This is a genomic window from Streptomyces phyllanthi (assembly GCF_009377205.1).
Lineage (GTDB): Bacteria > Actinomycetota > Actinomycetes > Streptomycetales > Streptomycetaceae > Streptomyces > Streptomyces phyllanthi.
On the sequence record NZ_VJZE01000009.1, the window covers coordinates 15,112 to 40,553 of the forward strand.

Genomic DNA, 25,442 nt, shown 5'->3' on the forward strand with positions numbered 1-25,442 from the left:
CTCGTTCCTCACACCGACGGGGGCTTGCGTACCGTTCAGTGAACGGCCCTCGGCCGCCTTACGTCAACAGGGTTGACCCAATGCGGACGGCGGCTGTTCCATCACCTCACCGCGCGGCTCTTCCCCGTCCTCCGTCCCCCGAGGAGCCCTCCATGTCGTCCGCACCGCCCCTGTCCTCCCCGCCGAGCCCGTCCGCCGGATCCGGCCCCGTCCTGCGCCGTTCCCTCGGCGTCGTCGACGGCGTCGCGATCGCGGCGTCCAGCACCGCGGCCACCACGAGCATCGCCATCGGCATGGGCACGATCGCGACCATCGTGGGCCTTCAGGCCCCGGCGCTCCTGCTGCTGGCGTTCCTGCCGGTACTCGGCATCGCCACCGCCTACGCCCGGCTCAACCGCTCGGAACCGAACATGGGCAACGGCTATGTCTGGGTCGGCAAGTCCCTAGGCCCCTGGCCCGGCTTCCTGACCGGTTGGGTCACCCTGGTCGGCTCGATCATCTTCTGCGCCTACACCAGCGCGATCATGGGCTCGGTCGTCCTGATCTTCGCCAACAAGGCGGGCCTGCACAGCCTCGCCGGCATCGCCCTCGATCCGACGTCCACCGGTGTCACCACGGCGGTCGGGCTGGTGATCCTCGTCGCCCTCACGGCCATGGCCGTCACCGGGATGCGGGCCACCGCCCGGTTCCAGTTCGCCCTGCTCGTCTTCGAGTACGCGGTGCTGCTGGGCTTCTGCGGCTGGGCCCTGGTCACCGGCGACCACGCCTTCTCCCTCTCCTGGTTCAACCCCTTCGAGATCACCAGTGGCACCGCCTTCGCCCAGGGCATGGTCCTGGCGGTGTTCTTCTTCTGGGGCTGGGACGCGGCCTTCAGCGTCACCGAGGAGACGAAGAGCCCGGGCGACTCGGCCCGGGGAGGTTTCATCGCCCTCTTCGCCATGCTCGGCCTGTTCCTCTTCGCCTCGGTCGCCTTCCAGCGGGAGATGAGCCTGGGCGAACTCGTCAGGAACGGCCCCCAGGCCCTCCCGTACCTCGGGGAGAAACTGGCCGCCGAGCCCTGGGCCACCCTGCCCCTGGTCGCGCTGATGTTCTCCGCGTTCGCCTCCGTGCAGGCCACCCTGATCCCCACGGCACGCGGACTGCTCGCCATGGGCCGCGACCGCACCATGGGACCGCTGTGGACCCGCGTCCACCCGCGGTACGGCACCCCTGCCGCCGGCACGGTCGTCGTGATGTCCGTCGCCGCCGTGATCGCCCTGCTCGCCGTCGCGATGCCCAGGCTGAGCGACATGCTGCTGGCCGCCGTCAACGCCATCGGCCTGATCGTCGCCCTCTACTACGGCCTCACCGCGCTCGCCTGCGCCGTGCGCTTCCGCTCCGCGCGGCACGAAGGACCGCGCGAGGCGCTGCTCGCCGTCGGCGTGCCCGCCGTGGCCGGTCTGGCCCTGCTGAGCCTGGGCGGATACCTCGGGTACCAGTACCTGACCATGAGCGACCACTTCGAACTGAGCCCGGACAACGGCTGGTTCATGTTCTCGCTGCCCGCCGTGATCGTGCTCGCCGGCCTCGGCATGGCGGCCGTCGCCAAGTACGTGCGGCACTCGCCGTACTTCACGACCGGCCACGGCACCGACGCCGACGCCCTCGCCCTCCCGATGGACCGCACCGCGGTCTGACCCTCGTCCCTCCCCCCCCATGGAGTTCACCCCCATGTCGCACACCCGGGTCACGGGGCCGGCCGATCTCGTCCTCACGGGCGGCCCCGTGCACACCGTCGATCCCGCGCGCAGCCGCGCCACCGCCGTGGCCGTGCGCGGCGGGCGGATCGCCGCCGTCGGCCACGACGAGGTGCACGAGCTGATCGGCCCGCGCACCGAGGTCGTCGACCTCGCCGGGAAGCTGCTGCTGCCCGGCTTCCAGGACGCCCACGTCCACCCGCAGGGCGCGGGCCTCGAACTCGGCCTGTGCCACCTCGGCGACACCGTCGATCCGGCCGAGTACCTGCGCAGGATCAGGGCGTACGCGGACGAGCACCCGGACGTCGAGTGGATCGCCGGCGGCGGCTGGTCCCTGGAGGCGTTCCCGGGCGGCTCCCCCACGGCCGCCGCCCTCGACGCGATCGTCCCGGACCGGCCCGTCTTCCTGCCCAACCGCGACCACCACGGCGCCTGGGTCAACAGCCGGGCACTGGAACGCGCGGGCATCGACTCCCGCACCCCCGACCCCGCCGACGGCCGGATCGAGCGCGACGCCGAGGGCAACCCCACCGGGATGCTCCAGGAAGGCGCGGTCCACCTCGTGGGCCGACTCGTACCGGACCCCACGCCCGGGGAACAGCTCGCCGCCCTGCTGCGCGCCCAGGCCGTACTGCACTCCCACGGCGTCACCGCCTGGCAGGACGCCATCATCGGCACGTACACCAACATGACCGACCCGGCGCCCGCGTACCGTGCGGCCCTCGACCGGGGTCTCCTCACCGCCCGCGTCGTCGGCGCCCTGTGGTGGGACCGCGAGCGAGGTGCCGAGCAGATCGCCGACCTCGCCGCCCGTCGTGGGGAGCTGAGCGGAGGCCGGTTCCACGCCACCACCGTGAAGATCATGCAGGACGGCATCACCGAGAACCACACCGCCGCCCTGCTCGACCCGTATCTGACCGGCTGCGGCTGCGCCTCCGGGAACAGCGGCATCAGCTTCGTCGAGCCCGGAGAGCTGAGGAAGTACGTCACCGAACTCGACGCGCTCGGCTTCCAGGTCCACTTCCACGCGCTCGGTGACCGCGCGGTGCGCGAGGCGCTCGATGCCGTGGAGTCCGCCCGTACGGCCAACGGATGGCGCGGCACACGGCACCACCTGGCGCACCTCCAGGTCGTCCACCCCCACGACATTCCGCGTTTCCGCACGCTGGGCGCGAGCGCCAACCTGCAGATGCTGTGGGCCGCCCACGAACCGCAGATGGACGAACTGACCCTGCCCTTCCTCGGCGCGGAACGCGGGACACGGCAGTACCCCTTCGGCGATCTGCTGCGCGCGGGCGCGACGCTCGCCGCGGGCAGCGACTGGCCGGTCAGCAGCCCCGATCCGCTGCAGGCCATCCATGTCGCCGTCAACCGGATCGCCCCCGCCGCGCCCGAGGGCACCCCGGTCTTCCTGCCGGAGCAGCGCCTCGACCTGGGGGCCGCCATCGCCGCGTACACGGCGGGCAGCGCCTACGTGAACCATCTTGACGGCACCACCGGCAGCATCACCCCCGGCAAGTCGGCCGACCTCGTCGTCCTCGACCGTGACCCGTTCGCGGGCCCGCCCGAGGAGATCGCCGCCACCCGCGTCCTGGAGACCTTCGTCGACGGGCGACGCGTCCACGCGGCACCCGACGCCTGAGCCCGGGTCATGGCCGTCGAGTCAGCCGCGGAGGGCCGCGCGATAGGCGTCGGCGAGCGCGTCGAACTTCTTTCGCTGCTCGTTCCGCAGGTCGCGGGCCTCCGTGGTCCCGGGGTCCAGGAGATGACCGAGCGGGTTGGCGCGGCGCCGGAAGCCGATGCTCTCCCACAGTGCCGTGATCTTCTCGTTGGCCCGCGTCCACTGTTCGTGGGTCGGCGAACGACGCTCGTCCCCGGCGTACTCGCTGATGTGCGTCGCCACGGTAACGGCGCTGCACCCGTCAGCCAGGGCCCAGATCGCCTGGGATGCGAGGATCGGCCCCAGCCCGAAGCCGCGCCAGGCGCTGTCCAGTCGGATGTCGTAGAGGACGAGCAGGTCCCCGTCGGAGGACACCACGCTGTCACGGAACGCCTGCCGGTAGCCGCCGTTGCCCAGGTCGTAGAGACCGAGGACCAGATGGAAGAGATCCTCGTCGTACGTTTGCGCATCGGCCCACGGGAAGGGGCTGAACCGGTCGTCGTGACGCAGGCGGAAAAGCGTCATGGAGCCGATGACGCCGCCCGCGGTCCTCTCCTTGAACCGTTCCACGCGTGGGGACACCGTCCACTCGTCGAGGCCGTCACGGTCTCCCTCGGGGCTCACGTGCTGCGAAAGGTGGTACTCCAGGGTCAGGCGCCGGGGATCGCCCGGCAGGTCGTCGACAGAGCGCTTGAACGGCATCATGTCTCCGCACCCTAGTGATCGGACCTGGTCGACGAGTCCGCCCGGGCCCGGCGCGATGCCGGGCTCCTGGCGAGGTGGCTCAGCGCACGACGAGGACGATCTTCCCCGTGGTGCGGCCCGTCTCCCCGTGGGCGTGTGCCTTGGCGGCCTCGGCGAGCGGGAAGGTCGCGCCGATGGGGGCGCGGAGCCTGCCTTCCTCGACGAGTTCCGCGATGGCGCGCATGCCCGCGTGGTCGGCCTCCACGAGCATCCCGTCCAGCCGAACGCCCAGTTCGGCGGCCTTCCTCTAGTCGGCCTCGTTGTCGCGTGGGCTTCGCCACGGGCACGTCCCTTCGACAGCACCTCCACGCGGCCATCGGGGTGTCACCGCCGGCTTGTCGGCGGACGTTCCGGGCGGAGGGCTGGAAGGTCGACTCCGGCTGAGCCGCGGTCGTTCCTTGCGGGCCGACGCGGTCGGCACCATCGGCCTCGCCCGGTTCCCGGCCCTGACCGCCTCGGGCGCCGACCACCTCAGCACACGCTTACGGACCGACCGGACGTTCCGCGCCCTGTCCGCGGCCCCGCGCATCGGCTGCGCCGCCGCCTTCACCGCCTGGCGCGGCGGCTGCTTCCGTTCCGTTCACCGGCGCGGGGATCGTGCGTCGCGGGCCTCGGGCGAGGACGTGGAAGAAGAGAACGGCCATGACGGCGACGCCTGCCCACATGGCCTGCTGCCAGCCATCGACGAAGGACTCCCGGGCGGCGCGGACCAGCGCCCGCGTGTGTGAGCCTGCCCCGTTCGCGGCCTCGATGGCGTTGGCGACGCCTTCGCGTGCGGTGTCGGCGGCACCCTGTGGAACGCCATCGAGCCGGGAGTCGATGGCGTCGCGGTAGCCGGCGGACAGGAGCGCTCCGAGGAGGGCGACACCGAGCGCGGTGCCGAATTCCCGGGTGACGTCGTTGAGTGCGGACGCGACGCCCTGGCGCCGGCTGGGCAGAGCGCTGGTGATGGCTTCGGTGGCGGGTGTCATCGACAGGCCCATGCCGATGCCCATGGCGAGCATGCCGGGAAGGACGGAGGGGTAACCGCCGTCGACGGAGACGAGGGCGGCCATGAGAGCAAGTCCTGCGCCGGAGAGGAGGATTCCGGTCGCCATGGTCGCTGTGGGACCGACACGCGCAGCGAGTCGCGGGGCGAGGCCGGAGGTCGCCATCATCAGCACGGCCATGGGCATGAGCGCCAGTGTGGACAGCAGCCCCGACCAGCCGAGAACGGCCTGGAGGAACGGGAAGAGGACCACGAAGATGCCCGCTTGGACCCCGAAGACCCCCAGGAGCGTGATCGAGCCGCCGGCCAGACCGCGTTCGCCGAACAGGCGCACGTCCAGGAGCGCGGCATCCCGGCGGCGCACTTCCCAGACCACGAAGCCGATGGCGGCGACGAGGCCGACGGCGAGGCCGAGCAAGGTCGCGGGGGCCGTCCATCCCCGCTCGGGCCCTTCCTGAAGGACGAAGATGAGTCCGACCACGGCGACGACGGAGGTCAACGCGCCGACGGTGTCGAACGTGTGCCCGGACGTCTCGCGGGAGTCGGGGACGCAGCGCAGCGTCATGGTGAGAGCGACGACGGTGAGCGCGACAGGCAGGACGAACAGCCACCGCCAGCTCGCCACGTCGACCAGGGCGGCCGAAAGGAACATGCCCAGGATGCCGCCACCGCCGGCCACACCGGTCCACACACCGATCGCCTGTCCCCGTTCCTCCTCGGGGAAGGTCGAGGTGATGACGGCGAGAGTGATGGGCATGATCATCGCCGCGCCCACGCCGCTGAACAGGCGTGCGGCGAGCATGACTTCCGCCGAGGGGGCGAGTCCGGCTGCCGCACTGGCGAGGCCGAAGACGGTCAGGCCGGTGAGCAGTACGGGCTTGCGGCCGAAGCGGTCTCCGACCGCGCCGAGCGGCAGGAGGAGCGCGGCCAGGGTCAGGGTGTAGACGTTGATGATCCACAGGATCGTGCTCTGCGAGGCGCCGAAGGCGACGGCGAGGTCGGGCTGGGCGACGTTGAGCCCGGACACCGAGGCGATGACGGCCATCAACGCGACACAGACAGTGATCAGGATCGTGCGCCGCTGGTGCGCGTCCGGCACACCTTCGCCGGCGGCGGCGCTCCTCGGGTCAGCACTCGTGCGGGCAGGCTGGTTCGTACTCATCGTTCCTCTCAGAAGCACGTGAAGCAGGCAGGGGGAAGTCGGCGCTCACTCACCGGCATGGCGCCGGGTGAGTGGATCGGCGCGGGCCCCGCGTGCGTGGCGGTTACGAGGGCCGGTACAGCTGGGGGTGCTCAGACGTGAGCGATGCCGCGCCGGGCGGCGGCGAGGGCCGCCTGGGCCGACTCGGTGTCGGCGGCGGCCAGGTCCGCGTTCATGTGCGCCCCGGCCAGGGCGCCGACCGCGGCTCAGGCGCCTGCACGCGCGGTCAGGTCCGTGGCGTCGCCGGCCACCCACGCCCCCGGAACGATCTCATCCGGCGGCTTGCCCGCCACGGTCCCGACAGAGGTCACCGGCATGGGACACGCCCTTTCCTTCGCTTGAGGGGGACCCGAACACGGGCTCTGCGACGACCGTAGGCCCGCCTTGCGGAAGAGGCATACGATGTTGCCCATGACGCAAGAAAGCGGTGAGCTGGACAGCCTGGTACGCAAACGGATCCGCGCCCTGCGCGTGGCGCAGGGCTGGTCCCTGGAGGAACTGGCCGCACGCGCCCGGGTCAGCCAGTCCACGCTCAGCCGCATCGAGAACGGCCGGCGCCGCCTGGCCCTGGACCAGCTCGTCACCCTCGCCCGAGCCCTGGACACCTCTCTGGACCAGCTGGTCGAGACCGCCACGGACGACGTCATCTCCCACCCGATGGTCGACGCGACGCATGGGCTGATGCGCTGGCCCATCAAGGCGGAGCCCGGCATGACCGTCGTGCGCCAACGCATGACCGACCCACCGCCGGACAACCCCTCGCGTATGCGCGCCCACCCCGGCCGTGAATGGCTCGTCGTCCTGTCCGGCACCGCGACGCTGCTCCTGGGCAACAGGCGCTTCAGAGTCGAGACGAACCAGGCGGCCGAGTTCCCCACGATGCTCCCGCACGCCATCGGCGCCGACGGGGGACCGTGCGAGATCCTGGGCATCTTCGACCGCGACGCCCGTCGCGGCCACCACCGCGGAGAAGACGCCGGCAAGACGAGCCGCCCACCCCAGTGACCACTCAGTGACTACACAGTGACCAGCAGCGTCGCCCCACCGACCGAGAGCCGCTTGCGCTTTCGGCAGCCGAAGAGGTCATCGTCTTGCGCAGTGCGAAACCTGAGGAGCCACCAGCGCGTGATCGACCTAGCGTGAGGCGCATGAACCCCCTCTCGCCGCACACGGCACACCACGGCGCACACCCCGGCCACCAGCACGGGCACAGCACCGTCGACCAGTCGGAGATCCTCGACCTGGACGCGGAAGTGCTCGCCGAGCACACCGCCTCCCTCACCGAATGGCTGCCCGTCGACAGCAGCCCGCGTCACATCGTCGATCTGGGGTGCGGCACGGGGGCCGGCACGCTCGCCCTGCTCCTACGCTTCCCCGACGCGGAGGTGACCGCGGTCGACTCGTCCGCAGGCCACCTGCACCGTCTGCGGGAGAAGGCGGAGGCGGGCGGAGTGGCGGACCGGGTACGCACCCTCCAAGCTGATCTCGACGCCGTCTGGCCCGATCTCGGCAGCCCCGGACTCGTGTGGGCATCGGCCTCCATGCACCACATGGCCGACCCCGATCACACCCTGCGCCAAGTCCACCGAACGCTTGCGCCCGGCGGGCTGTTCGCCGTCGTCGAGCTGGCCGGCTTCCCCCGCTTTCTGCCCGAGGAGGCCCCGGAGGACGCGCCCGGCCTCGAAGAACGCTGTCACGCCGCCGGCGACCGCCACCACGCCGAGCACGTTCCCCACCGTGGCGCCGACTGGGGTCCGATGCTGTCCGCCGCCGGATTCACCGTCGAGGACCGACGGACCATCACCGTGAGCACCGATCGCGCTCACTCCGAGGCCATCGGCCGCTACGCCCTGCGCAGTCTGCAGCGCCTGCGCGGCACCGTCGCCGAGGCGCTCTCCCCCGACGACGTCGCCGCGCTCGACCGGCTGCTCGACACCGACGGCCCCCACAGCGTCCTGCGTCGCAGCGACCTCGCGATGCGTACCGAGCGCACCGCATGGGCTGCACGCCGCTGATCACCCCGCGCGGGCCCGCCCACGAGGAGGGGCCGGGGGCGCACCTCCTCCACGCGAGGCCGACGCGAGGCCGCCCTGGCCCAGGGTTCTGCTGCGTCAGGCGACCCGGGAGCGGGAGCCGGCCCAGGCCGTACCGGGACGGCGCCCCTGTCCTGCGCCCCCTTGAGGGGGCCCTGACCCCGGCCCCGGTCCTGGCCCTCGCGCCGAGCCGGGCGGTCGTCCCGGCGTCAGGAGCCGCTGGATTCCGGCTCATGGAGGGTGATCGCCCCGGAGGGGCAGACCCCGGCGGCCATCCGTGCGGCCGCGCGATGGTCGGTGGACGGCTCGCCGTGCAGCAGGAGCACGAGGCCGTCGTCGGGATCCTGGTCGAAGACCTCGGGGGCGGTCAGGGCGCACATCCCGGCGCCGATGCAGCGCTCACGGTCGACGCGCAGGCGCGGCGTCCTCATGACTCCTCCTTGTCCCAGGTGACCGGGAGGCTCTTCACCCCGTAGATGTCCGCGGTCTCCGGGCGCAGGCCGACCTCTTCAGCCGGTACGGCAAGGCGCAGCGTGGGGAACCGGTCGATCAGCGCGCGGAACGCGACCCGCATCTCGACGCGGGCCAGCTGCTGCCCCAGGCACTGGTGGATGCCGTGGCTGAAGGCCAGGTGCCCGCCCGCGTCCTGCCTCCGGAGGTCGAGCACGTGCGGGTCGGCGAAGCGCTCGGGGTCGCGGTTGGCGGTGTTGTACGACAGGACGACCGTCGTGCCGGCCTTGATGGTCTGGCCGCCCAGCTCGACGTCCTCGAGGGCCGTCCTCATGAACGTCTTGGCGACGCTCAGATACCGCAGCAGCTCCTCCACGGCCCGGTCGGTGAGCGAGGGGTCGGCGCGCAGCGCGGCCAGTTGCGCCGGGTTCTGCAGCAGCGCGAAGGTGCCGAGGGACAGCATGTTCGCGGTGGTGTCGAATCCGGCGGCCAGCAGGATCAGGCTGATCCCCCGCAGCTCCTCGTCGGTCAGATCGCTGTCGGTGAGTTCGCTGAGCACGTCGTCGGTGGGGTTCGCGCGCTTGGCGGCCACCAGCTCCGCGAGGTACTCCTGCGTCGCGGTATAGGCCGCTATCAGCTCCTCATCGCTTGTCGCCCCTCCCATGAACGTGTCGATCTGTTCCTGGAAGGAGCCCCGGTCCTGGTAAGGCACCCCCAGCAGCTCACAGATGACGATGGTGGGGATGGGCTTGGCGAACGCGGTCACCAGGTCCGTCGGCGGCCCGGCCTTCTCCATGGCGTCCAGGCAGTCGACGGTGATCTGCTCGATGCGCTCGGTGAGCAGTCGCATCCGCCGTACCGTGAACTTGCCCACCAGCGGCTTGCGATAGCGCCCGTGCTGCGGCTCGTCCATGAGGAGGAACTCGCCGGGCGGCGCCGGAGGAAGCTCGAAGTCGACCACGTTCATGAGCTCCTTGCGCGAGCTGAACCGCGAGTCGGCCAGGACCGACCTGACCAGGTCGTACCCGGTGATCAGCCAGCCAGGTTTTCCGCCGGGGTGGGTGCAGCGGCTGATGGGGCCGTGCCGACGGGCGTCGAGCAGCTCCGCCGGCGGGTCGAAGGGTAAGCCGGACCGACGCTCCGTCGGCAGCGTCGTGACGGTGTGGACGGACTCACTCATGACCATTCCTCATCTCGCGATACTACGTGTTTGACGGAGATCGAAAGCTACGTTGCATTCATGGCGCCGTCAATGCATCTAAAGGCGCTTCCCCAGGTGAACGGCGGCAAATTGATGCAATGACACTGACGCCGAATGCAACGACGCGTTGCAATGGATGATGGCGAAGGCAATACTGGCGGCATGGATCACCGAGCTGGCGGTCAGGTCGGGGATGCCGAGGATGACAGCGCGCGTGCTCGTCGACCTGTTGCTGTCCGAGGAGGTGAACTTCCTGGCCCAGCAGGGATATGTCCGGCGCGAGGGCGCTCCGCAGCGGCGTCGCGACATCTGGTGGGCGATCGTGTCAGCCTGCACTCAGCGCGCGCGGGACAGAAAGCACGCCCAGCGCGAAGGGCTGGTCGCGGGCATCCGGGCCGTGGCCGCAGGCGGCGCGGTCATGCTCCATGGAATTCCGTAGAGCATGGCCTTCAGGTAAGGGCCGAGCGCGTCTCGCCGGGAGTCCGGTCGAAACGTCTCCGGAAGACCCGGGTGAAGTGGGCCTGGCTGGCGAAGCCCCAGCGGTGGGCGACTTCGGCGATCGTCAGGTGGCGGGAGCCCGGATCGGCGAGTTCCTCGCGGGCCTTGGCCAGCCGCTGTTCGAGGATGTGGCGGGAGGGGCTCACCCCGGTCGGCTGGAAGACGCGGCTGAGGTGCCGGGCCGACACTCCGATCGCCTCGGCGACCTGCCCTGCGCTCAGTCCCGGGTCGGCCAGGTGCCGGTCTATGTAGTCCTTGGCCACGGCCAGCCGGGAGAGCGCGGCGGGCGGAGCGGAACCGCCACCCAGCCTCGCCGCGGTCAGCGTACGGACGAGGTCCAGCACAGTGGCCTCGGTGCTCACCGAATCATCGCTCCCGCGCCCCGTGGCCCAGTCGGCGAGTACCGCCCCCAGCGCGGAAGCCAGCGCGCCCTCGGCCGCCGAACCCCTGCCGAACAGCATCGGCGCCGACACCTCGCCGGAGGCACACCGTGTGGTGAACACCTCGCGGGGGATGTCCACCAGCAGCTGGCGCATGGGGGAAGGAAAACCGAACAGGTACGACCGGCGCGTGTCGTAGAGGATCAGGTCGCCCGCCTGCAGGGTGAGGCAGCCGCCCTCCTGGAAGAACACCCCCCGGCCGCCTGTCATCAACGAGACGAAGACCGAGTCCTTCGGCAGTGCCTGACAGGTTCGCGGGGTCCGTTCGATGACGTGCTCGTTGCCGGCGATGTCGGCCAGTCGCAGGCCACCCAGTTCGATGTTCGCCTGTGTGGCCAGCAGACCCTGCTGCGAGTAGGACGAGCAGGTCAAGCCCACCAGGGCCCGTCGGTTGTGCTCCTCCCAGAAGTCGATCCGGTCAGCCGGATCGACCGACTCCGTGGACACGCGGGAGACGATGGGCAGGGACACCCGAGTCTCCTTTCCGGTCCGGTCCTGTCCGGTCCGTTCCGTTCCGTTCCGTTCCGTCCATGATCGGTGCGGTACGGGGCCGGCATGCCGCGGCGACGACGAGTCGAAGCCGCCGCGAAGGTGGGTACAGCCACCGGCAGGAGAGTGAGCGACTGCGGTGCCGTGCCGGGCGCTCTGCCATGAGGGCCGTCGGCTGCGCCTGCCGTTCTCGCCGGGTCGTTGAGCGTACCCCGGTGCCGCGGCCGCGTCACGTGCGCGCTGGGGCGCCGCGGTCGGCCACTACGAGTCGGTCATCCTCGGGTTGCCGTTCGGTTCATCCTCGGGTTGCCGTTCGGTCGGCGGGGAGCCGGGGGGCTGGTGCCCCGGTGCGGTGGGCCGCTGGGTCGACCAGGATCTTGACCTGGTGTCCCGGGCCGTCCAGCAGTGCCTCGAAGCCGGTGGTGACCAGGTCGTCGAGGGCGATCGTCGAGGTGACGACCGGTGTCAGGTCCAGGCCGTGCTCCGCGACGAGCCGGATGAGTTCCGGATAGGTGTCGCGGTAGCCGACGCTGGCGACGATCGACTGCTCGTTGTTGACCAGTGCGAAGGCGTCCAGCGACACCTCCCGGGCCAGGCCGACGAGGACGACCCGACCGCCGCGCCGGGTCGCGGCCAGGCAGGTGCGCAGGGCGGCCTCGGAGCCGACCACCTCGAAGGCGACGTCGACGCCCTCACCGCCGGCCGACTCGCGGATCCGCTCTCCGGCGCCTTCCTCCCGGCGGGCGTCGATCAGGTCGGTGGCGCCGAGGCCGGCCGCGAGTTCCAGGCGGGCCGGGGACACGTCGACGGCGACGATCCGCCGCACCTTGCGGCCCGCGGCGAGCAGGACGGTGAGCAGGCCGACGGGTCCCAGGCCGACGACGGCCACCGTCTCGGGTGTGGTGCCGGCGCGCCGCAGTGCGTGCAGGGCGACCGAGGCCGGTTCGAAGAGCGCGGCCTGTTCCAGCGACACGGTCTCGGGGAGGCGGTGCGCCATGTAGGCGGGGATGGCGGCGTACTCGGCCATGCCGCCGTTCCCCATCAGCCCGGCGAACCCGAAGTGCCGGCAGATGTTGTACTCGCCGGCCCGGCACCGTGGGCATGCCCCGCACCGGTAGTTCGGCTCGACCGCCACTCGGTCGCCGATGGAGAGGCCGGTCACCGACGGACCGAGGGCCGCCACCGTCCCGCAGAACTCGTGGCCGAGGACGAGCGGAGCTGTCGCGCCGGAGGCCGGATGCGGCTCGGAGACCGGGATGGCGTGCGGCCCGTCGGCGTACTCGTGCAGGTCGCTGCCGCAGATGCCGCAGTAGGCCACCTCGATGAGCACCTCACCGCGCCGGGGTGCGGGAACGTCGACCTCGGCGATGCGGACGTCCCTGGCCCCGTACCAGACGGCGGCCTTCACCGCCGGGCCTCATGGCGGCGTGCTTCGCCGTCCCCGGCTGCGTGCGCTTCCGCGGCGGGCCGGACACCGGTACGGATACGGAGACAGATACGGGGCACCGTGGAACCTCGGTCGAGCGGAAGGACGGGGGTCACCGGAACAGTGAGTTGACGTAGTCGGCTCCGATGCCGACCTTCTCGTAGTGCGCGCGGCACAGCTCGATGTAGTCGTGGACGTCGAAGTAGCCGCTGGTCCCGCCGTTCTCGTCCAGCCAGATCAGTGGCCCCTTGACGATGAAGAACGCCTTCATCGGCTCGTCGCTCTCATAGGCCACCAGCGTGTGGCCCTCGCCCGGGGACTCGTAGACGAAGTCACCTGCCTGCGCGGTCCAGGGCCGCTCCAGGTAGCCCCATTTACCGGAGATCGTGTACGCGAACACCTCGTGCGGGTGGTAGTGCCGGTTGACGAGTCCCGCTTCCTTGGCTCGCAGGATGTCGGCCCACGAGTTGTCCTTGACGTTGATCCACAGCGGGCGTGAGCCGACGGTCTCGGTGAACGGCACGTAGTACCGGTCGTCGTCGGTGGCCACTTGGGACAGGTAGACCTCGGGCTGTGCGTCCGGCTTGAGGGAGTTCTGGATCGGCTTGAGGCCCTTCCAGAATTCGGACCTGGCTTCCTCGGGCACGTTTCGGCTCCTGGTGGTCGGGGGTGGCCGACAGTGAACCCCGAGAGCCGAGGACGGGTCTTTCCTCTGGGAGACATCACGGTTTGCCTGTTTGGGACGTGCCCGCGCCGCACGGGTGGCCCTTTCCGGCGGCCGCGGAGGGTCCGGCCCAAGAGGAGGGGGAGGGGCAACGCCGACGCCACCCGGAGCTCACCTCGGCGATCGTCAGCCGGGAAGCGGCTGCTCGGCCCAGATCGTCTTGCCTCGTTCGCCGTACCGAGTCCCCCAGCCCTGTGTGAGCTGGGTGATGAGGTAGAGACCGCGCCCGCCCTCGTCCGTGTCCTGGGCCCGCCTCACGTGGGGGGAGGTACTGCTGCCGTCCGACACCTCGCAGATCAGGTTGTGGTCCCGGATCAGGCGCAGCGTGATCGGCTCGCCGCCGTGGCGAATCGCGTTCGTCACCAGCTCACTGACGATCAGCTCGGTGGTGAACGACTCCTCCTCCAGCCCCCACCACTCCATCTGACGCGCCACCAGCTCCCTCGCCCGGCCGACCATCTTGTCCTGCGCCTCGATCTCCCAGGTGACATGAGAGTCCGGATCCAGGCCGCTCATCCGGGCCGTCAGGACGGCCACGTCGTCCTGACGGCCCGGCGGAAGCAGTTCACGGATCAACGTGTCGCACACCTCCTGCGGCGCGGCCGACGGAGGAGTGCGGGAGAGGATGTCGCGCATGCGGCGCAGCCCGGTCTCGAGATCCTGTTCGCGAGACTCCAGTAGTCCGTCGGTGTAGAGGACCAGGAGGTCCCCGTCGGCCAGCGTGATCTCGCGCTCCTCGAACACGACACCGCCCAGGCCCAATGGCGGGCCGCCGGGAAGGTCGACGAAGTCGACACCGCCGTCCGCCGACACCACCGCCGGTGGCGGATGACCGGCGCGTGCCAGGCGGCAGTCGCGCGACACCGGGTCGTACACCGCGTACAGGCAGGTCGCTCCCGTCACCAGGGACCCTTCGTCGCCCCACTCGTCGAGGAAGCGGTTCATCTGGTCGTCCAGGTGGGTGAGCAGCTCGTCGGGGGACAGATCGAGGTCCGCGAGAGTGCGTACGGTGCTGCGCAGTCGGCCCATGGTCACGGCGGACTGCAGATCATGTCCGACCACGTCGCCCACCACGAGCGCCACCCGGGCGCCGGACAGGGGGATGACGTCGAACCAGTCGCCGCCCAGCCCTGTGTGCTCGCTCGCGGGCAGATAGCGGGACGCCGTCCGCACCGCCGAGGGTGACGGCAGCCTCTGAGGGAGCAGACTGCGCCGGAGGGTCAGTGCCGTCGTCCGCTCCCGGCGGTACCGGCTGGCGTTGTCGACGCACACCGCCGCGCGGGTCACGATCTGCTCGGCCAGCAGCACGTCGTCGGGTTCGAACCGCCGGGGGCTGCGGGAGCGCATGAAGACGGCGGTGCCGAGCGCGACACCCCGGGCGAGCAGGGGGACAAGAAGCCAGGAGTGGATGTCCGGCCCGCCGTCCGGCGAACGGCACGGGCGGACGGCGGAGGGACAGGTGCGCAGCTGCTCGTCCGCGAGGAGGACGGACTCGCCTTTCGCAAGGACGTCGAGGAACGGCGAGCCGGGCGCCGTCGCCGGCACGTCGGGGTCGCCCACCATCACCGTCCTGACTCCGTCCGGACCCAAGTCCTCGGCTCCTCCGCTGTACGCGGCCCGGCGGAGCAGCGGGCGACGCGGCTGCCGGTCTTCGGTCGGCGCCGGACCGGGGAAGACGGAGTCCAGTAGGTCGACGTAGCAGATGTCGGCGAAGTGCGGCACCGCGACCTCGGCCAGTTCCCGGGCCGTGCACCAGAGGTCCAGGGTGGTGCCGATCCGGGTGGCGGCCTCGTTCGCCAGTACCAGCCGCTCGCGGGACCGGACCCGCTGGGTCACGTCGGAAACCACATGGGCCAGCGCGATCAGCGTCCCGGACGGGTTCCTGAGGGGCAGGATGGACTCCGACCACACGTACTCGCGCGGCGAATTGGGTACGGGGTGGCCGACGACCTCCGTGTCGATGAGGGCCTCACCGGTCTCCAGCACCTGCCGCTGCCGCGCCTCCAGGGCATCGAAGTCCAGCAGGCCGGGCGGGGCCATCTCGCGCATCGTGTGCCCGAAGTACTCGGCCCCCTGGAACACTCCGGCGCGTCGCTCGGTGAGGTTCTGGGCGACGAACCGCAGCTGTGTGTCGAAGAGGTCGATATGGAACGGCGAGTCGGTGAACAGTCCCTTCAGCAGGGCACTCCCGAACTCGTATGTGCGGAACACCTCCCCGCCGACCGCCTGCACGAGCCACTGGCGTTCACCGGTCACAGAGGTGAGGGAGCGGACCCAGACCTCGGCCTCCAGCGGTTCCCCGCTTCGCCGCCGCAGCACCAGCGACCGCCGACGGCCGCCCTCGTCCCACCAGCGGACGATGTCCGCCGCGTCAGCCGGGTCGTAGAGGAGCTCGTCCGCGCGACGGCCGAGGACCTCCCGCGCCGGGTAGCCCAGCATCTGCCGGGCTCCCGGCCCCCAGGCCGCCACTCGGGCGCGGGCGTCCAGCAGGGCATCCGCCTCGCCCCCGGGCTCCGGGAACTCACCGACGCCGCGGAAGGTGATGTCGCGCATCCTGCACCTCGAGCACATCCGTGCCGGACTAGGGATGTGAGCGTTTTATAGTAATTTTCCCCATAGATGATACCTGCGGCGCGGCGGCTCAGGCACTCAACGGTGTCGGACGGTTACGGTCCGTCGGCCCGGGCATTCCGGTCCCCGCGCGGCCGAGGGCAGGGCGGTCGGCCAGAGGGGCACGGTCACCGACGGATGGTCGACGCGGTGCCCTACGAGAACATCACCAGACCTGTCGCGCGCCGTGGACGCGTGGACGTGCCCGTGGTCACCGTGAGGCGACTCGTCGACCCGTGCCCACGGCCGCGCCCCCACAGCGGCGGTGTCCGTCGGCCGCGCGCGGCCTCGGCAGCCGACGCGCAGCCGGTGTTCAGCCGGTGTTCAGCGGTGGTACAGCCCTACGAGGGTGCCGCTGGCGAGCTGTTGCTCTTCGACGGCCCGATGCACTTGGTCGGCGCTGGGGGCGTCAGGGAGCACGCACGGTTCCGCCATGGCATAGAGCCGGAAGAAGTACCGGTGCGCTTCGTCTCCCGGAGGGGGATGCGGGCCGCCCCAGCCCCGCTCCCCGAAGCCGTTGACGAGTTCCGTGCCACCGGGCGGGCACTGCCCCGGCTCCGTACCGCCGCTGTGGGGATCGATGCCCACCACGATCCAGTGCGCGAAGGTTCCCGACGGCGCATCGGGGTCCTCGCACAGCAACACGAGCTCAGCCGCGTCGTCCGGCGCACCGCTCCACACCAGCGGAGGGGAGACGTTCTCCCCCTCCAGCGCGTACCGGCGCGGGACGAAGGAATGGTCGTTGAACGCACTGCTTCTGATGTCGATGTCAGCCATGTGGCCCGAGGTACCCGGATCAAGAGGGGGCGTACCGTGACAGCCGCGGCCCGCAGGGCGGCGTCCAGGTCGCCGTCGTCGAGCAGCGCGTCGGTCAGCACGGGCCCCGTACCGACCGTTGCGCTCGCTTCGCGCGGGCCCGGGTTCCCGGCGCACCGCCCCGACGCCGCACGACAGCGCGGAACACCGCGGCCCCTCACTTCAGAGATAGGTACTGTAGGGTTTCAGTTTCGCAAGCCGGATGAGCTCCGGAATCCTGCGCTCCGCCAGCAGTCGGTAGAATCTTCGATTCTCCGCACCGATTTTGTGCACCGCGCCTTCTGCGGAATCCTTCAAGAATGACTCCGTGAAGCGGAGGATCTCGGAACGACGAGTCTCATCAATATGAGGAAGCGCCACCAGCAGGATGAATACGTCGTGTTCCAGGGCGACCACGTCGTATGCCTTCTTCAAATCCAGGCTGTACTCCGCGAGGAAATCAGCGACGGTGCGTACTTGCATCATCCGACCAGCCAGTACGGTCGGCTCGAAGAGTCGCTGCGTGATGGACTGGGGCCCGTCATCCCGCACACGCCAGAAGTAGACGACGGAGGGAAGTACGTCGACGCCCCGGGCAAGGACGTGGGCCGGTACGGCGACCGGCGCGTCCTCCATCAGGTGGTGGGGGAATCTGAACCCGTGCCGGTCCCAGAAGGACCGACGATACACCTTGTTCCAGACCGTCCTGTCCCCCAGAAGTTCCGGCGCCCTGGTGATGTGCGTACCAATGGCCTCCTCATCGAATATCCCGTGGTGCAGGGATGAGGGCCAAGTGCGCTCACTGTTGAACCTCTGCACCCCTCCGCAGGCCATCTCCGACCCAGATCGCCGCAGTGATCCGATCAAGTATTCGTAGGCGGTCCCGGCTACGATGTCGTCGGCGTCGGCAAAGGACAAATAGTGGCCCCTCGCCTGTCGAATCCCCGCGTTGCGTGCCGCACCAACACCGGCTTGCCGCTGACAGATCAGCCGGAACCTACTGTCTTTCTGAACAAAATCCGAAGCTATTTCACAGCTGACATCCGTTGATCCATCATCGACCAAGACGACTTCAAAGTCGTCAAAGGTCTGACCTGCAATCGATTCGAGACACTCTGCAAAATAGCGTTCAACATTGTGGAAGGGTACGATCACGCTGAGCTGGGGCCGCACTCCCTGATCCTCCGCTCTGGGCCGCGGTCGGCCAATGCCGAAACCTGTCTGCTTAGAGGAGATCGACCTCGGTATCCAGCAGTGAAAGGGCTCCGGTAGCCGGCCACATCCGGTCGTTGGAGTGATTCAGCCGCGCCGAACGCAGGTCGCGGAAGGTCCGCTCAAGAGCAAGCGGCGCTGAGCGTGTGTAACCCAGGCCCATGCCCGCCGTCTGCAGCATCGCGTCCACGGCGCTGAAGGTCAGTTCCGACGCGGCGAGTTTCAGGGAGTTCAGCCGTAGTTGAGAGCGCGGCGAGGACAACGAAGCCTCCTTCGCACGTGCTTCCTCGACGTAGTCACAGACCCGGGTCAAGTACGCGCTCACCAGGTCGAGATCCACCCGGATCCGCCCCAGTCGCTCTCGCAGCAGTTCGGAGCGTGTGTCCGGACCGCCCTTCCGGCCCGGCGCTCGCAGCCAGCGGAGGAGCTCGCGATAAGCGCCCTCAGCGGCTCCCAGCCAGCAGGCCGACCAACCTATGTGCGCGGTCGGAACCATGCTGTCCCAGGCGACGCTGCGGAATTTCCCCGCTTCTCCCACGATGTTCCCGGCCGGGACCTCACCGGATATCTCCCAGCCGAAGCTCTCCGTCCCGCGCATGCCCATCGGGTCCCAGTTGCCGCTTCGGGTCAGCGTGAGCTGCCCCCGCCGGGCGTACAGCAGAGTGACTTCGTGGGGTTTGGCCTCCGCGTCCGCCCTCAGCGTCAGCAGGAAACCGTCCGCCTGCGCCCCTCCGGTCACCACCGGGGCACGCCGCCCGGAAAAAGATGCCCGCCCGTTGTCGACGGTCAGTGCCGTATCGGCGGTGAACAGGTCGGAGCCCCGGCCGCCCTCCGTGGTCACCGAAGCCAGGTATTCCTCACCTGCCGCGATACGCGGCAGGAGTTCCGACTTGAGTTCGCTCTTCGCATGGCGGATCACCCCGTCCGCCTGCGAGATGTGCATGGCCCAGATCATCGCAGTGGAGAGACAAGCCGGAGCGAGGGCACGGGCGACCTTCGTGACCTCCCGAAGAGACGCGCCGTGTCCTCCGTACTCTGATGGCACGTTGAGTCCCATGAGGCCGCTGTCACGCAGAACCTGGAGGCTGTCGGTCGGGAACACCGCCTCCCGGTCGGTGCGATCGGCGTTACTGCGCAGGACTTCCAGCAACTCCGGGGGCACCAGTCGACCGTTCACAGGCCCTCCCCCGACCTCTCGGGGGAGATCTGACCGCTGATGGCCTTCCACAACGCGGAAGGTGTGGCAAAGGTCTCCGGATGAATCGCCTCGTCAGGGAACACGATTCCGTATGTCTCCTCAACCTGGACTATCAGCTCCACGATGGCCATCGAGTCCACACCCTGCGCGGCCAGGTCGAGGTCGGGGACAATCTCTGCACCGGCAGGCAACCCTTTCAGCACTTGCCGCATCAACCCGTCGAAGTGTTCGTCCCATTCTCGAACCACTGCTTACTCCTTCGCCCCGTGCACGGGTCATCAGCCGTGGAATCAGTCACATGCCACGGCGAAAACAGATGGACATGCCCGCAGCCCGCGGGCCTTTACCTTGATCGTTCCTCATATGCCGCTGCGGACCCGGTCGGGCCAGTTGCCGGGATCCAGGCCGAACTGGCACAGAAAGGCATAGGCGATTCGCTCGAGACCGAACGCGGCACACCCGGTGAAAGCAGCAGCGCTGTCCGGGTTGCGCAGATCGAACGCACTGCCCAGATTCTGTCCATGAACATTGAAGGAGGCTGCTGCAACACTTCGACCGCCGCCAACCGGAAGCTGAAGCTCGTACTTGAGTTCGAGAGCCCGCTGGGACCATACTTTCTGAGCGGCCTGAACATTGAGGAAGAAGGGATCGCTTGCGGTCTCACAGCGCCCCGGCAACCCCATTTCCTCGATCACTTCCCAAACGGCTGCCATGATGTCATGGCGCGCCTGAGCCACATATTCTCGGGTGCCGATGAAAACCACCTCTCGCATAGTGAACTCCCATAGGCGTTCCAGCGACCGGTGATAGCGCGACTCGTGCCGGAAGCACTTCCCGACGGCCGTCACGGCTTTGCCCGGGCTGGAGATCAGTGCTCCCGCGTACTGCTGGTAGACGTGATAGCAGACCGCGGGGGACAGAACATAGCCGGCGTGAGTACCGTGTCGCTCCAGAGCTTTTTCCGCGAGCGCACCCGAGTCTTCCGCGGAAGCTGCCGATTCAATTTCGCCGACGAAGTCCTGATAGTGGTCGGCATCACTGTGAAGACGGTTGGCGGTCAGTAGGAACTGTGGAAACGAGGATATGTAACCGCTGCGGGACAGCACCTCCGTCCGAATCAGGGCCGGGTAGGTGCGCAACTCCGCTCCGAAGCGGTCCACCGCAATATCGCTGAATGTTTTGTCCAGGTAGGAGACAAGACCGATGAATGGCTCGCCGAAACCGAACTGCCCTTCTCCGCTTTCGGTGACAGAGCCTGTAGCAAGCATTTCCTCGAAAACGTCGTCACGGGTTCTCTCTTGGTGCGGGGAACGCCATATCTCGCGACTCCTGATCGCTCGCTGCGGGAGCACGTCACTGGCCACCATCTGACCTATTTTTCGCGTTAGTTCAGCTGAGTCGACGGAGCGCGAGGTGGACACTTGCACAGCTTCTACACCGGTGGAGCCAGTCTTCAAAGTGAACGACTCGATCTCCTCCGCGACAAAGAAGATCCGCTTGGAAAGTTCATCGGACAAGCGCAGAGGTACTGGCGGTTGAAGAGGCACTGAATAGTCGTGCACGCTGTCACCTCTCGGTGTTGGTTAGGGTGCCAAAATGCTGGGAACGGCTACCCGAACTAACGATCCGGGCGGACCAGGACGTCCACGAGGGACTGCTCCATGCTTCTCAGGAAAGCCTCGATGTCACCGCTGGAGAACATCTTTGTATTAGCCCTCAAGTAGGCCGTGGTATCGCCGGTTCTGGACGAGACGGAAAGGTAGAAGTTCATGTCCTCGTGCTCCAGCCCAGCGCCTTGGTAGACTTTTGTCGCCGGCAGCGCCTCTTGTGCTGCCCGAGCCGGCTCGGCCGGATCACCACTGAGATCCCCTGCGGCATCTGACGCCTCGGCCATGATGTTGACCGCGCAGGAGATGTCCGGCATGAAGCCTCTTCGTTCCGATAGCTCCGCCATCGCCGAGGCCAGATCATCCGGATCGTATTGGCCGTAGAAAATCCCTTTGGAGATCAAGGGGTGGACGGTCCTGATCACATCTACAAGGGGCCGGCCGTCGACGGCAACGTACAGCGGAAAGTTCTGCGTCAGGGTTCCGTACATGGCGGCCCACTTCCGGCCGTACCTGTTGTGATTGAACACCAGGAAACCGACTCCTGGGTGACCCGTGCGCTCACTGAGCAGATGGGCGGCCAGACCGGTGAACACGGCGTTGACGCTGACACCGAGTGTGTGTGCCACCGCACGGCTGGCCACTGACAGCGCCTGCGAGTTGATCCACACCTCCCTGAACTGTGGGTGTTCAGGTGCGTTTCGGGCCTCAGGAGCGCAGTCGCGTGCGAAGAGTCCCAGTTGTTCCTCCCAGTAGCGCACAGAAGCCGCCGATCGGCCCATTCCGGCGGACGTACGCTCGAAGTCGACTCGCTCGGACGGATGAGTCAGGATGTCCCGGGGTGGCAGATCGGCCTTCGATGCCAATGCTTGGAGTACCTGTTCGAAGTCCTTGGCCAGTCTATTGAGACCCCATGAATCAATCGCCATGTGAAAGATGCTGAGGACCGCACGACTCGGCGTCCCACCTTGCGTGACAATGGCAGGGCGAACGGATATTTCGGGAGGCGTGAAGGGAGTCTCTGAAATACTGTCCGACACTCGGCGCGTGAACTCAGAGAGCTCTGTCCCATCGGTTTCATATACCTCTAGCCGCAGGTTTCCATGTCCTGCTGTCGCTTGCCGGGGAGTTCCGTTCTCGTCGACGTAGAAGCGAGTTCTCAGTGTCTGATGGCGACTGATCAGCTCCCTGACCGCTTCGATCACCGTATCGAGATCGATCCCGGAGGGGATCTCGATGGTGGCTCGCATGTTCATTCTTTCTATGCGGGGCGCGTTCAGGTCGATCGTCCGCCACAGCCACTTCTGGGCCCAGGTCAGCGGATGGTTGCCCGACCCTTCGCCGGAGAAAGAGATCGTATGGACGGTCGTGGCTCGCATGGGAGAGGACACTTGCTGCAACCTCACTGCTGTTCTCTTTCTCCTGTTTGAGGAGGTGCCTTGCCGAATCTTTGAGGTACGCCGACCGGTGCCGACGGGTCCATGAACCTCAGGCGACGGGGCCCGTCACAGTCCGTCCTGTCGCCAGTCCACGTGGTGGAGACCACGCTCGCGTCGCCAGCGGACCAGGGTCGCCGAGATACGCATGGCCTCCCAGCGGCCTTCCGGGGTGCGCACAACGGGCACGTCGAAGGGAAGCTTCCGTCTCAACGCGCTGTCCTCGGCCTCGACCCGTGCGACCGAGGCGATCGCCTCGGCCTCTCCCGCGTCGAGCGGGCACGGCAACGCTCGCAGCGCCTGCGCCGCCGAGTCTTCGCAGGTCGCGAGGTGGAGCTGGAACTCCGGTTCCACGAGCCCGCCGTTGAAGCCCCTCATCAGCCGACGGCAGTACACGATGGCCCTGAGGGCCATGGCGCACGACTCCACGCACAGCGCCCAGTCCCCCTCGTCGCGCGCCGCGGTCAAGTCCTCGAGCGAGGCCTGGACCGATTGCGCGTACTGCCACGCCGCGTTCGCCCCGTGGGAGATCACCCACCCTGCGTCGAGCCCCTCATCGCCCAGAAGATCCGCGTCCACTACCGGACCACCTCCTGAAACACCGACTGGTCGACGATGAGATCGAGTTCTGCGCGCCGCACCGCCCGCACCAGGCAATCGGCCCCGTACACCGGCACCAGTTCGCCGACCGGGCCCTTCGCCGCCGTCCATTCGGCGAGCAGGCGATCATGACGGTTCATCAGGTAGGACTTTCCCGCGAGCGATGCCTCACGGGTCCCGGTCGCCGGCCGCAGAGCAGCCAGCTGCCACGCGTCCACCTCCGGGAGTCCGGATGCCGCAAGGGCCGTGCGGAACTCCCGGTCGCCCGTGAACGAGGGCCGGCTCAGGTTCAGCCGTCGGGAGCGGGCGGACAGCCACTTGTCACCTGTGGTGGCGTCGCCCATCAGCCGACAGCGCAGTTCGAGCAGCTGGCGTGCGGCCTGCCGCCACAGATGATCGCCCGCCGACCGTGGAAGTGACGATGCGTCGCAGAGACGGGCCAGTCCCACCAGGGTCACCATCCGGTCGAACGCCACTCGGGTCAGCAGCGCCAGAACGTGCGGGCGGTCCCCGTCGCCGAGCACCGGCGGGGACGACGCGTCGAGCGGCAGCGCGTGCATCCACCGGCCGGCCCTCCGTTGCTCCTGACGGTTCAACGGCGACTCGAGTGCGATCGAGCCCGCCGGGAAGTCCACCGTCGCGACCGCCGCCGCTCTGCCGGCGAGTTCACCGGGCCACGGTTGAGGGAAGTCCTCGATATCGACCGCGACCCCCCGAACCCGGAACATGCGTGGCCCCGCGTGCTCCGTAAGCCCTGGGCGCAGCACATGGATGTCCACGTCGCTGGCCGAGTTGCCGAGCCCTGACGCCAGGGCTCCGACGATGTACGCGTGCCCGCCCGCCGCTTCCGCTTCCACAAGGGTGCGCACCTCGTCCGCGGACAGTCCGACCACAGAGAGAGCCTCGCCGGGACGCATCACGCTCCATGGGCGGCTCTCATGGTGGGTCACTTGCATCGTCTGCTCTTCTCCGCATCCAGAGGGACAGATACACAAAGCGGACCGGGAGCACCGTTCCAGGACCCATGTCGCGGACACCTGCAACGTGTGCGTGCAACCTCTTGGTAATCGGCGCTTCGAGTTCGACCAATCGAACGGTTGCAACGCGGAGTGGACGCCGATCGCTACCTTTCCGGCCGAGCCAGCGGACCACTCTTCAGTCTCCCGCTTCAAGCTGTCAAGACTGCCTGCTACATGAGATCTGTGAGCACCCTCTTGCGCTTGATCGACAGGCATGCTTACATCTACATCGTTTCAAGAAAGCGCTTGTCTAAGATTTGGCTAATCAAGATACATGTCTTCATCGTTTCTGGTGGCATTGCTTGTGTTGGGCGCACTGAAGCAGGCTGGAGCGGCGACGTGGAATGAAGACGCATTCGTGACTGCTCAATCAACTCCACGGTCAAGGGATGAGGAAGCGTCGTGCAGTGGCAAAATTTTGTGCAAGCGCTGGAAAAAGAGGTTGACTGGTCCTCGGACAAGTATCTCGAAGAGCAAGCTCCGGTGGTCGAGGAGATCCTCGGGGAGGCCGGCCGCAACCGCCACATCCTCCAGGCCCGCACCGAGGAGATTGCAGGTGATGACGACCTGTTCCGGTCCTTGGCGCCGCATATGAACTATCCAAGGATTCTCATGGACAAGTTCGTCGTCTACATCGACCCGGAAGACCGGTTCCGAGTGCGTCTGCACCGCTTCAAGTCGAAGCGCCAGAACGGCGGTGCGGTGGAGAAGGTCCACTGCCACAAGTGGGACTGCAGCACGATCATGCTCAGCGGCTCCTACCGGGAGCGGCAGTTCGAGGTACGGGACCTGGACGAGGAGCAGCGGACCTGCCGGGTGTCACAGATCCGGGATCACGTGTTGGAGCAGGGGCAGACCAATTCCCTCCCGACCGGCCGCGCGCACCAGGTCATCAACGAGAGCGAGGACGAGGCGTGCATCACGCTGTTCGTCCGAGGGCCCGCCCGACAACCGAACGCCCGCATCTTCGACGTGCCCAACGGCACTTTCTACAACACCTACGGTCCCGACCGTCAGACGAAACTGGGGCTGCTGCACATGGGCAGGGTCGACCCCGCATTCCACTGACGCGAAGGAATCCGTAGGAGTCACAGCTGAACCGTAACGGGGAGCAGTGAATATGAAGCCCGAAACTTACTCCACCGTGTGCGATCTCATCCGGAAACACAGCCAGGCACTGGCAGGGCGTGACATCGAGCAGTCGGAAACGCTGTCCGACCTTGGGATCGACTCGCTTGAGCAACTCTCTCTTGTCGTGGACGTCGAGAACTGCTTCGACGTGAGCATCGACGATGAGGAACTGGCAGAAGTTCGCACGGTAAAGGATCTCGCCGAACTGGTGGATCGACATCGGGGGAAGGGATGAGGTAATCAC

General features: G+C 68.1%; 23 protein-coding genes and 2 pseudogenes. 8 read left to right on the forward strand and 17 right to left on the reverse strand.

What is annotated here, in order from left to right; genetic code table 11:
- Positions 1-152 precede the first annotated feature (152 nt).
- A complete protein-coding gene (locus FNH04_RS02985; protein ID WP_152780002.1) occupies positions 153-1,676 on the forward strand; it encodes an APC family permease in 1,524 nt (507 codons plus the stop codon).
- A gap of 34 nt (positions 1,677-1,710) precedes the next feature.
- Entirely contained in the window at positions 1,711-3,378 is a 1,668-nt protein-coding gene (locus tag FNH04_RS02990; RefSeq protein ID WP_152780004.1) for an amidohydrolase, read from the forward strand.
- 21 nt (positions 3,379-3,399) lie between these two features.
- Here FNH04_RS02990 and FNH04_RS02995 read toward each other — a convergent pair whose 3' ends face one another.
- Positions 3,400-4,101: a hypothetical protein gene (locus FNH04_RS02995; RefSeq protein WP_152780006.1), complete on the reverse strand. Its 702-nt coding sequence runs from the start codon at positions 4,099-4,101 to the stop codon at positions 3,400-3,402.
- A 79-nt stretch (positions 4,102-4,180) separates the two neighbouring features.
- Positions 4,181-4,384 (reverse strand): annotated as a pseudogene (locus tag FNH04_RS03000) (zinc-binding dehydrogenase); the annotation flags it as partial.
- Between the two features lie 20 nt (positions 4,385-4,404).
- Between FNH04_RS03000 and FNH04_RS47295 the strand changes: the two are divergent.
- Positions 4,405-4,524 (forward strand): annotated as a pseudogene (locus FNH04_RS47295) (AraC family transcriptional regulator); the annotation flags it as partial.
- A gap of 98 nt (positions 4,525-4,622) precedes the next feature.
- Here the strand turns inward: FNH04_RS47295 and FNH04_RS03010 are convergent.
- Positions 4,623-6,290 (reverse strand): MFS transporter, encoded by a 1,668-nt coding sequence (locus tag FNH04_RS03010; RefSeq protein ID WP_152780008.1) that lies wholly within the window; start codon positions 6,288-6,290, stop codon positions 4,623-4,625.
- Positions 6,291-6,740: 450 nt separating this feature from the next.
- Here FNH04_RS03010 and FNH04_RS03020 point away from each other — a divergent pair, with 450 nt between their 5' ends.
- A complete protein-coding gene (locus FNH04_RS03020) occupies positions 6,741-7,334 on the forward strand; it encodes a helix-turn-helix domain-containing protein (RefSeq protein ID WP_152780010.1) in 594 nt (197 codons plus the stop codon).
- Between the two features lie 143 nt (positions 7,335-7,477).
- The gene (locus FNH04_RS03025) at positions 7,478-8,344 is read left to right on the forward strand and encodes a class I SAM-dependent methyltransferase (protein ID WP_152780012.1); all 867 of its coding nucleotides are present in this window, start codon (positions 7,478-7,480) and stop codon (positions 8,342-8,344) included.
- Positions 8,345-8,571: 227 nt separating this feature from the next.
- On the opposite strand, the gene FNH04_RS03030 is transcribed toward FNH04_RS03025, so the two are convergent.
- Both FNH04_RS03030 and FNH04_RS03035 read right to left on the reverse strand, forming a co-directional pair.
- Positions 8,572-8,793 (reverse strand): ferredoxin, encoded by a 222-nt coding sequence (locus FNH04_RS03030; RefSeq protein ID WP_152780014.1) that lies wholly within the window; start codon positions 8,791-8,793, stop codon positions 8,572-8,574.
- Entirely contained in the window at positions 8,790-9,992 is a 1,203-nt protein-coding gene (locus FNH04_RS03035; protein ID WP_152780016.1) for a cytochrome P450, read from the reverse strand. Before FNH04_RS03035 ends, FNH04_RS03030 begins: the two co-directional genes overlap by 4 nt.
- Before the next feature lie 223 nt (positions 9,993-10,215).
- On the opposite strand from FNH04_RS03035, the gene FNH04_RS47300 reads away from it, so the two are divergent.
- Entirely contained in the window at positions 10,216-10,452 is a 237-nt protein-coding gene (locus FNH04_RS47300) for a hypothetical protein (RefSeq protein ID WP_228031020.1), read from the forward strand.
- 10 nt (positions 10,453-10,462) lie between these two features.
- Here the strand turns inward: FNH04_RS47300 and FNH04_RS03045 are convergent, their stop codons facing one another.
- The 12 genes from FNH04_RS03045 to FNH04_RS03100 all read right to left on the reverse strand — a co-directional run bounded on the left by FNH04_RS03045 (position 10,463) and on the right by FNH04_RS03100 (position 23,827).
- Complete coding sequence (locus tag FNH04_RS03045; protein ID WP_322722533.1) at positions 10,463-11,422, reverse strand: helix-turn-helix domain-containing protein; 960 nt, start codon at positions 11,420-11,422, stop codon at positions 10,463-10,465.
- A 313-nt stretch (positions 11,423-11,735) separates the two neighbouring features.
- A complete protein-coding gene (locus FNH04_RS48870; RefSeq protein WP_322722534.1) occupies positions 11,736-12,848 on the reverse strand; it encodes a 2,3-butanediol dehydrogenase in 1,113 nt (370 codons plus the stop codon).
- A gap of 130 nt (positions 12,849-12,978) precedes the next feature.
- A complete protein-coding gene (locus FNH04_RS48875; RefSeq protein ID WP_322722535.1) occupies positions 12,979-13,512 on the reverse strand; it encodes a 2,4'-dihydroxyacetophenone dioxygenase family protein in 534 nt (177 codons plus the stop codon).
- 204 nt (positions 13,513-13,716) lie between these two features.
- Positions 13,717-16,143 (reverse strand): SpoIIE family protein phosphatase, encoded by a 2,427-nt coding sequence (locus FNH04_RS03060; RefSeq protein ID WP_152780019.1) that lies wholly within the window; start codon positions 16,141-16,143, stop codon positions 13,717-13,719.
- Between the two features lie 381 nt (positions 16,144-16,524).
- A complete protein-coding gene (locus FNH04_RS03065; RefSeq protein WP_152780021.1) occupies positions 16,525-16,977 on the reverse strand; it encodes a YbhB/YbcL family Raf kinase inhibitor-like protein in 453 nt (150 codons plus the stop codon).
- 201 nt (positions 16,978-17,178) lie between these two features.
- Positions 17,179-18,168, reverse strand: a complete 990-nt coding sequence (locus FNH04_RS03070; RefSeq protein WP_152780023.1) for a glycosyltransferase — start codon at positions 18,166-18,168, stop codon at positions 17,179-17,181.
- Positions 18,169-18,220: 52 nt separating this feature from the next.
- The gene (locus FNH04_RS03075) at positions 18,221-19,384 is read right to left on the reverse strand and encodes an acyl-CoA dehydrogenase family protein (protein ID WP_322722536.1); all 1,164 of its coding nucleotides are present in this window, start codon (positions 19,382-19,384) and stop codon (positions 18,221-18,223) included.
- Entirely contained in the window at positions 19,381-19,653 is a 273-nt protein-coding gene (locus FNH04_RS03080) for a phosphopantetheine-binding protein (RefSeq protein ID WP_152780025.1), read from the reverse strand. The genes FNH04_RS03075 and FNH04_RS03080 overlap by 4 nt, the downstream gene beginning before the upstream one ends.
- Positions 19,654-19,764: 111 nt before the next feature.
- Positions 19,765-20,967 carry a class-II aminoacyl-tRNA synthetase family protein gene (locus FNH04_RS03085; protein WP_152780027.1) on the reverse strand — a complete coding sequence of 401 codons (1,203 nt, stop codon included), beginning with the start codon at positions 20,965-20,967 and terminating at the stop codon, positions 19,765-19,767.
- 56 nt (positions 20,968-21,023) lie between these two features.
- Positions 21,024-22,391, reverse strand: a complete 1,368-nt coding sequence (locus FNH04_RS03090) for a condensation domain-containing protein (RefSeq protein WP_152780030.1) — start codon at positions 22,389-22,391, stop codon at positions 21,024-21,026.
- Positions 22,392-22,517: 126 nt separating this feature from the next.
- Positions 22,518-23,027 carry a hypothetical protein gene (locus FNH04_RS03095; protein ID WP_152780032.1) on the reverse strand — a complete coding sequence of 170 codons (510 nt, stop codon included), beginning with the start codon at positions 23,025-23,027 and terminating at the stop codon, positions 22,518-22,520.
- Positions 23,027-23,827 carry a hypothetical protein gene (locus FNH04_RS03100; protein ID WP_152780034.1) on the reverse strand — a complete coding sequence of 267 codons (801 nt, stop codon included), beginning with the start codon at positions 23,825-23,827 and terminating at the stop codon, positions 23,027-23,029. The genes FNH04_RS03095 and FNH04_RS03100 overlap by 1 nt, the downstream gene beginning before the upstream one ends.
- A gap of 642 nt (positions 23,828-24,469) precedes the next feature.
- Here FNH04_RS03100 and FNH04_RS03105 point away from each other — a divergent pair.
- Entirely contained in the window at positions 24,470-25,135 is a 666-nt protein-coding gene (locus FNH04_RS03105; RefSeq protein ID WP_152780036.1) for a hypothetical protein, read from the forward strand.
- Between the two features lie 52 nt (positions 25,136-25,187).
- On the forward strand, positions 25,188-25,433 hold the full coding sequence (locus FNH04_RS03110) for an acyl carrier protein (RefSeq protein ID WP_152780038.1): 246 nt from the start codon (positions 25,188-25,190) through the stop codon (positions 25,431-25,433).
- Positions 25,434-25,442 lie beyond the last annotated feature (9 nt).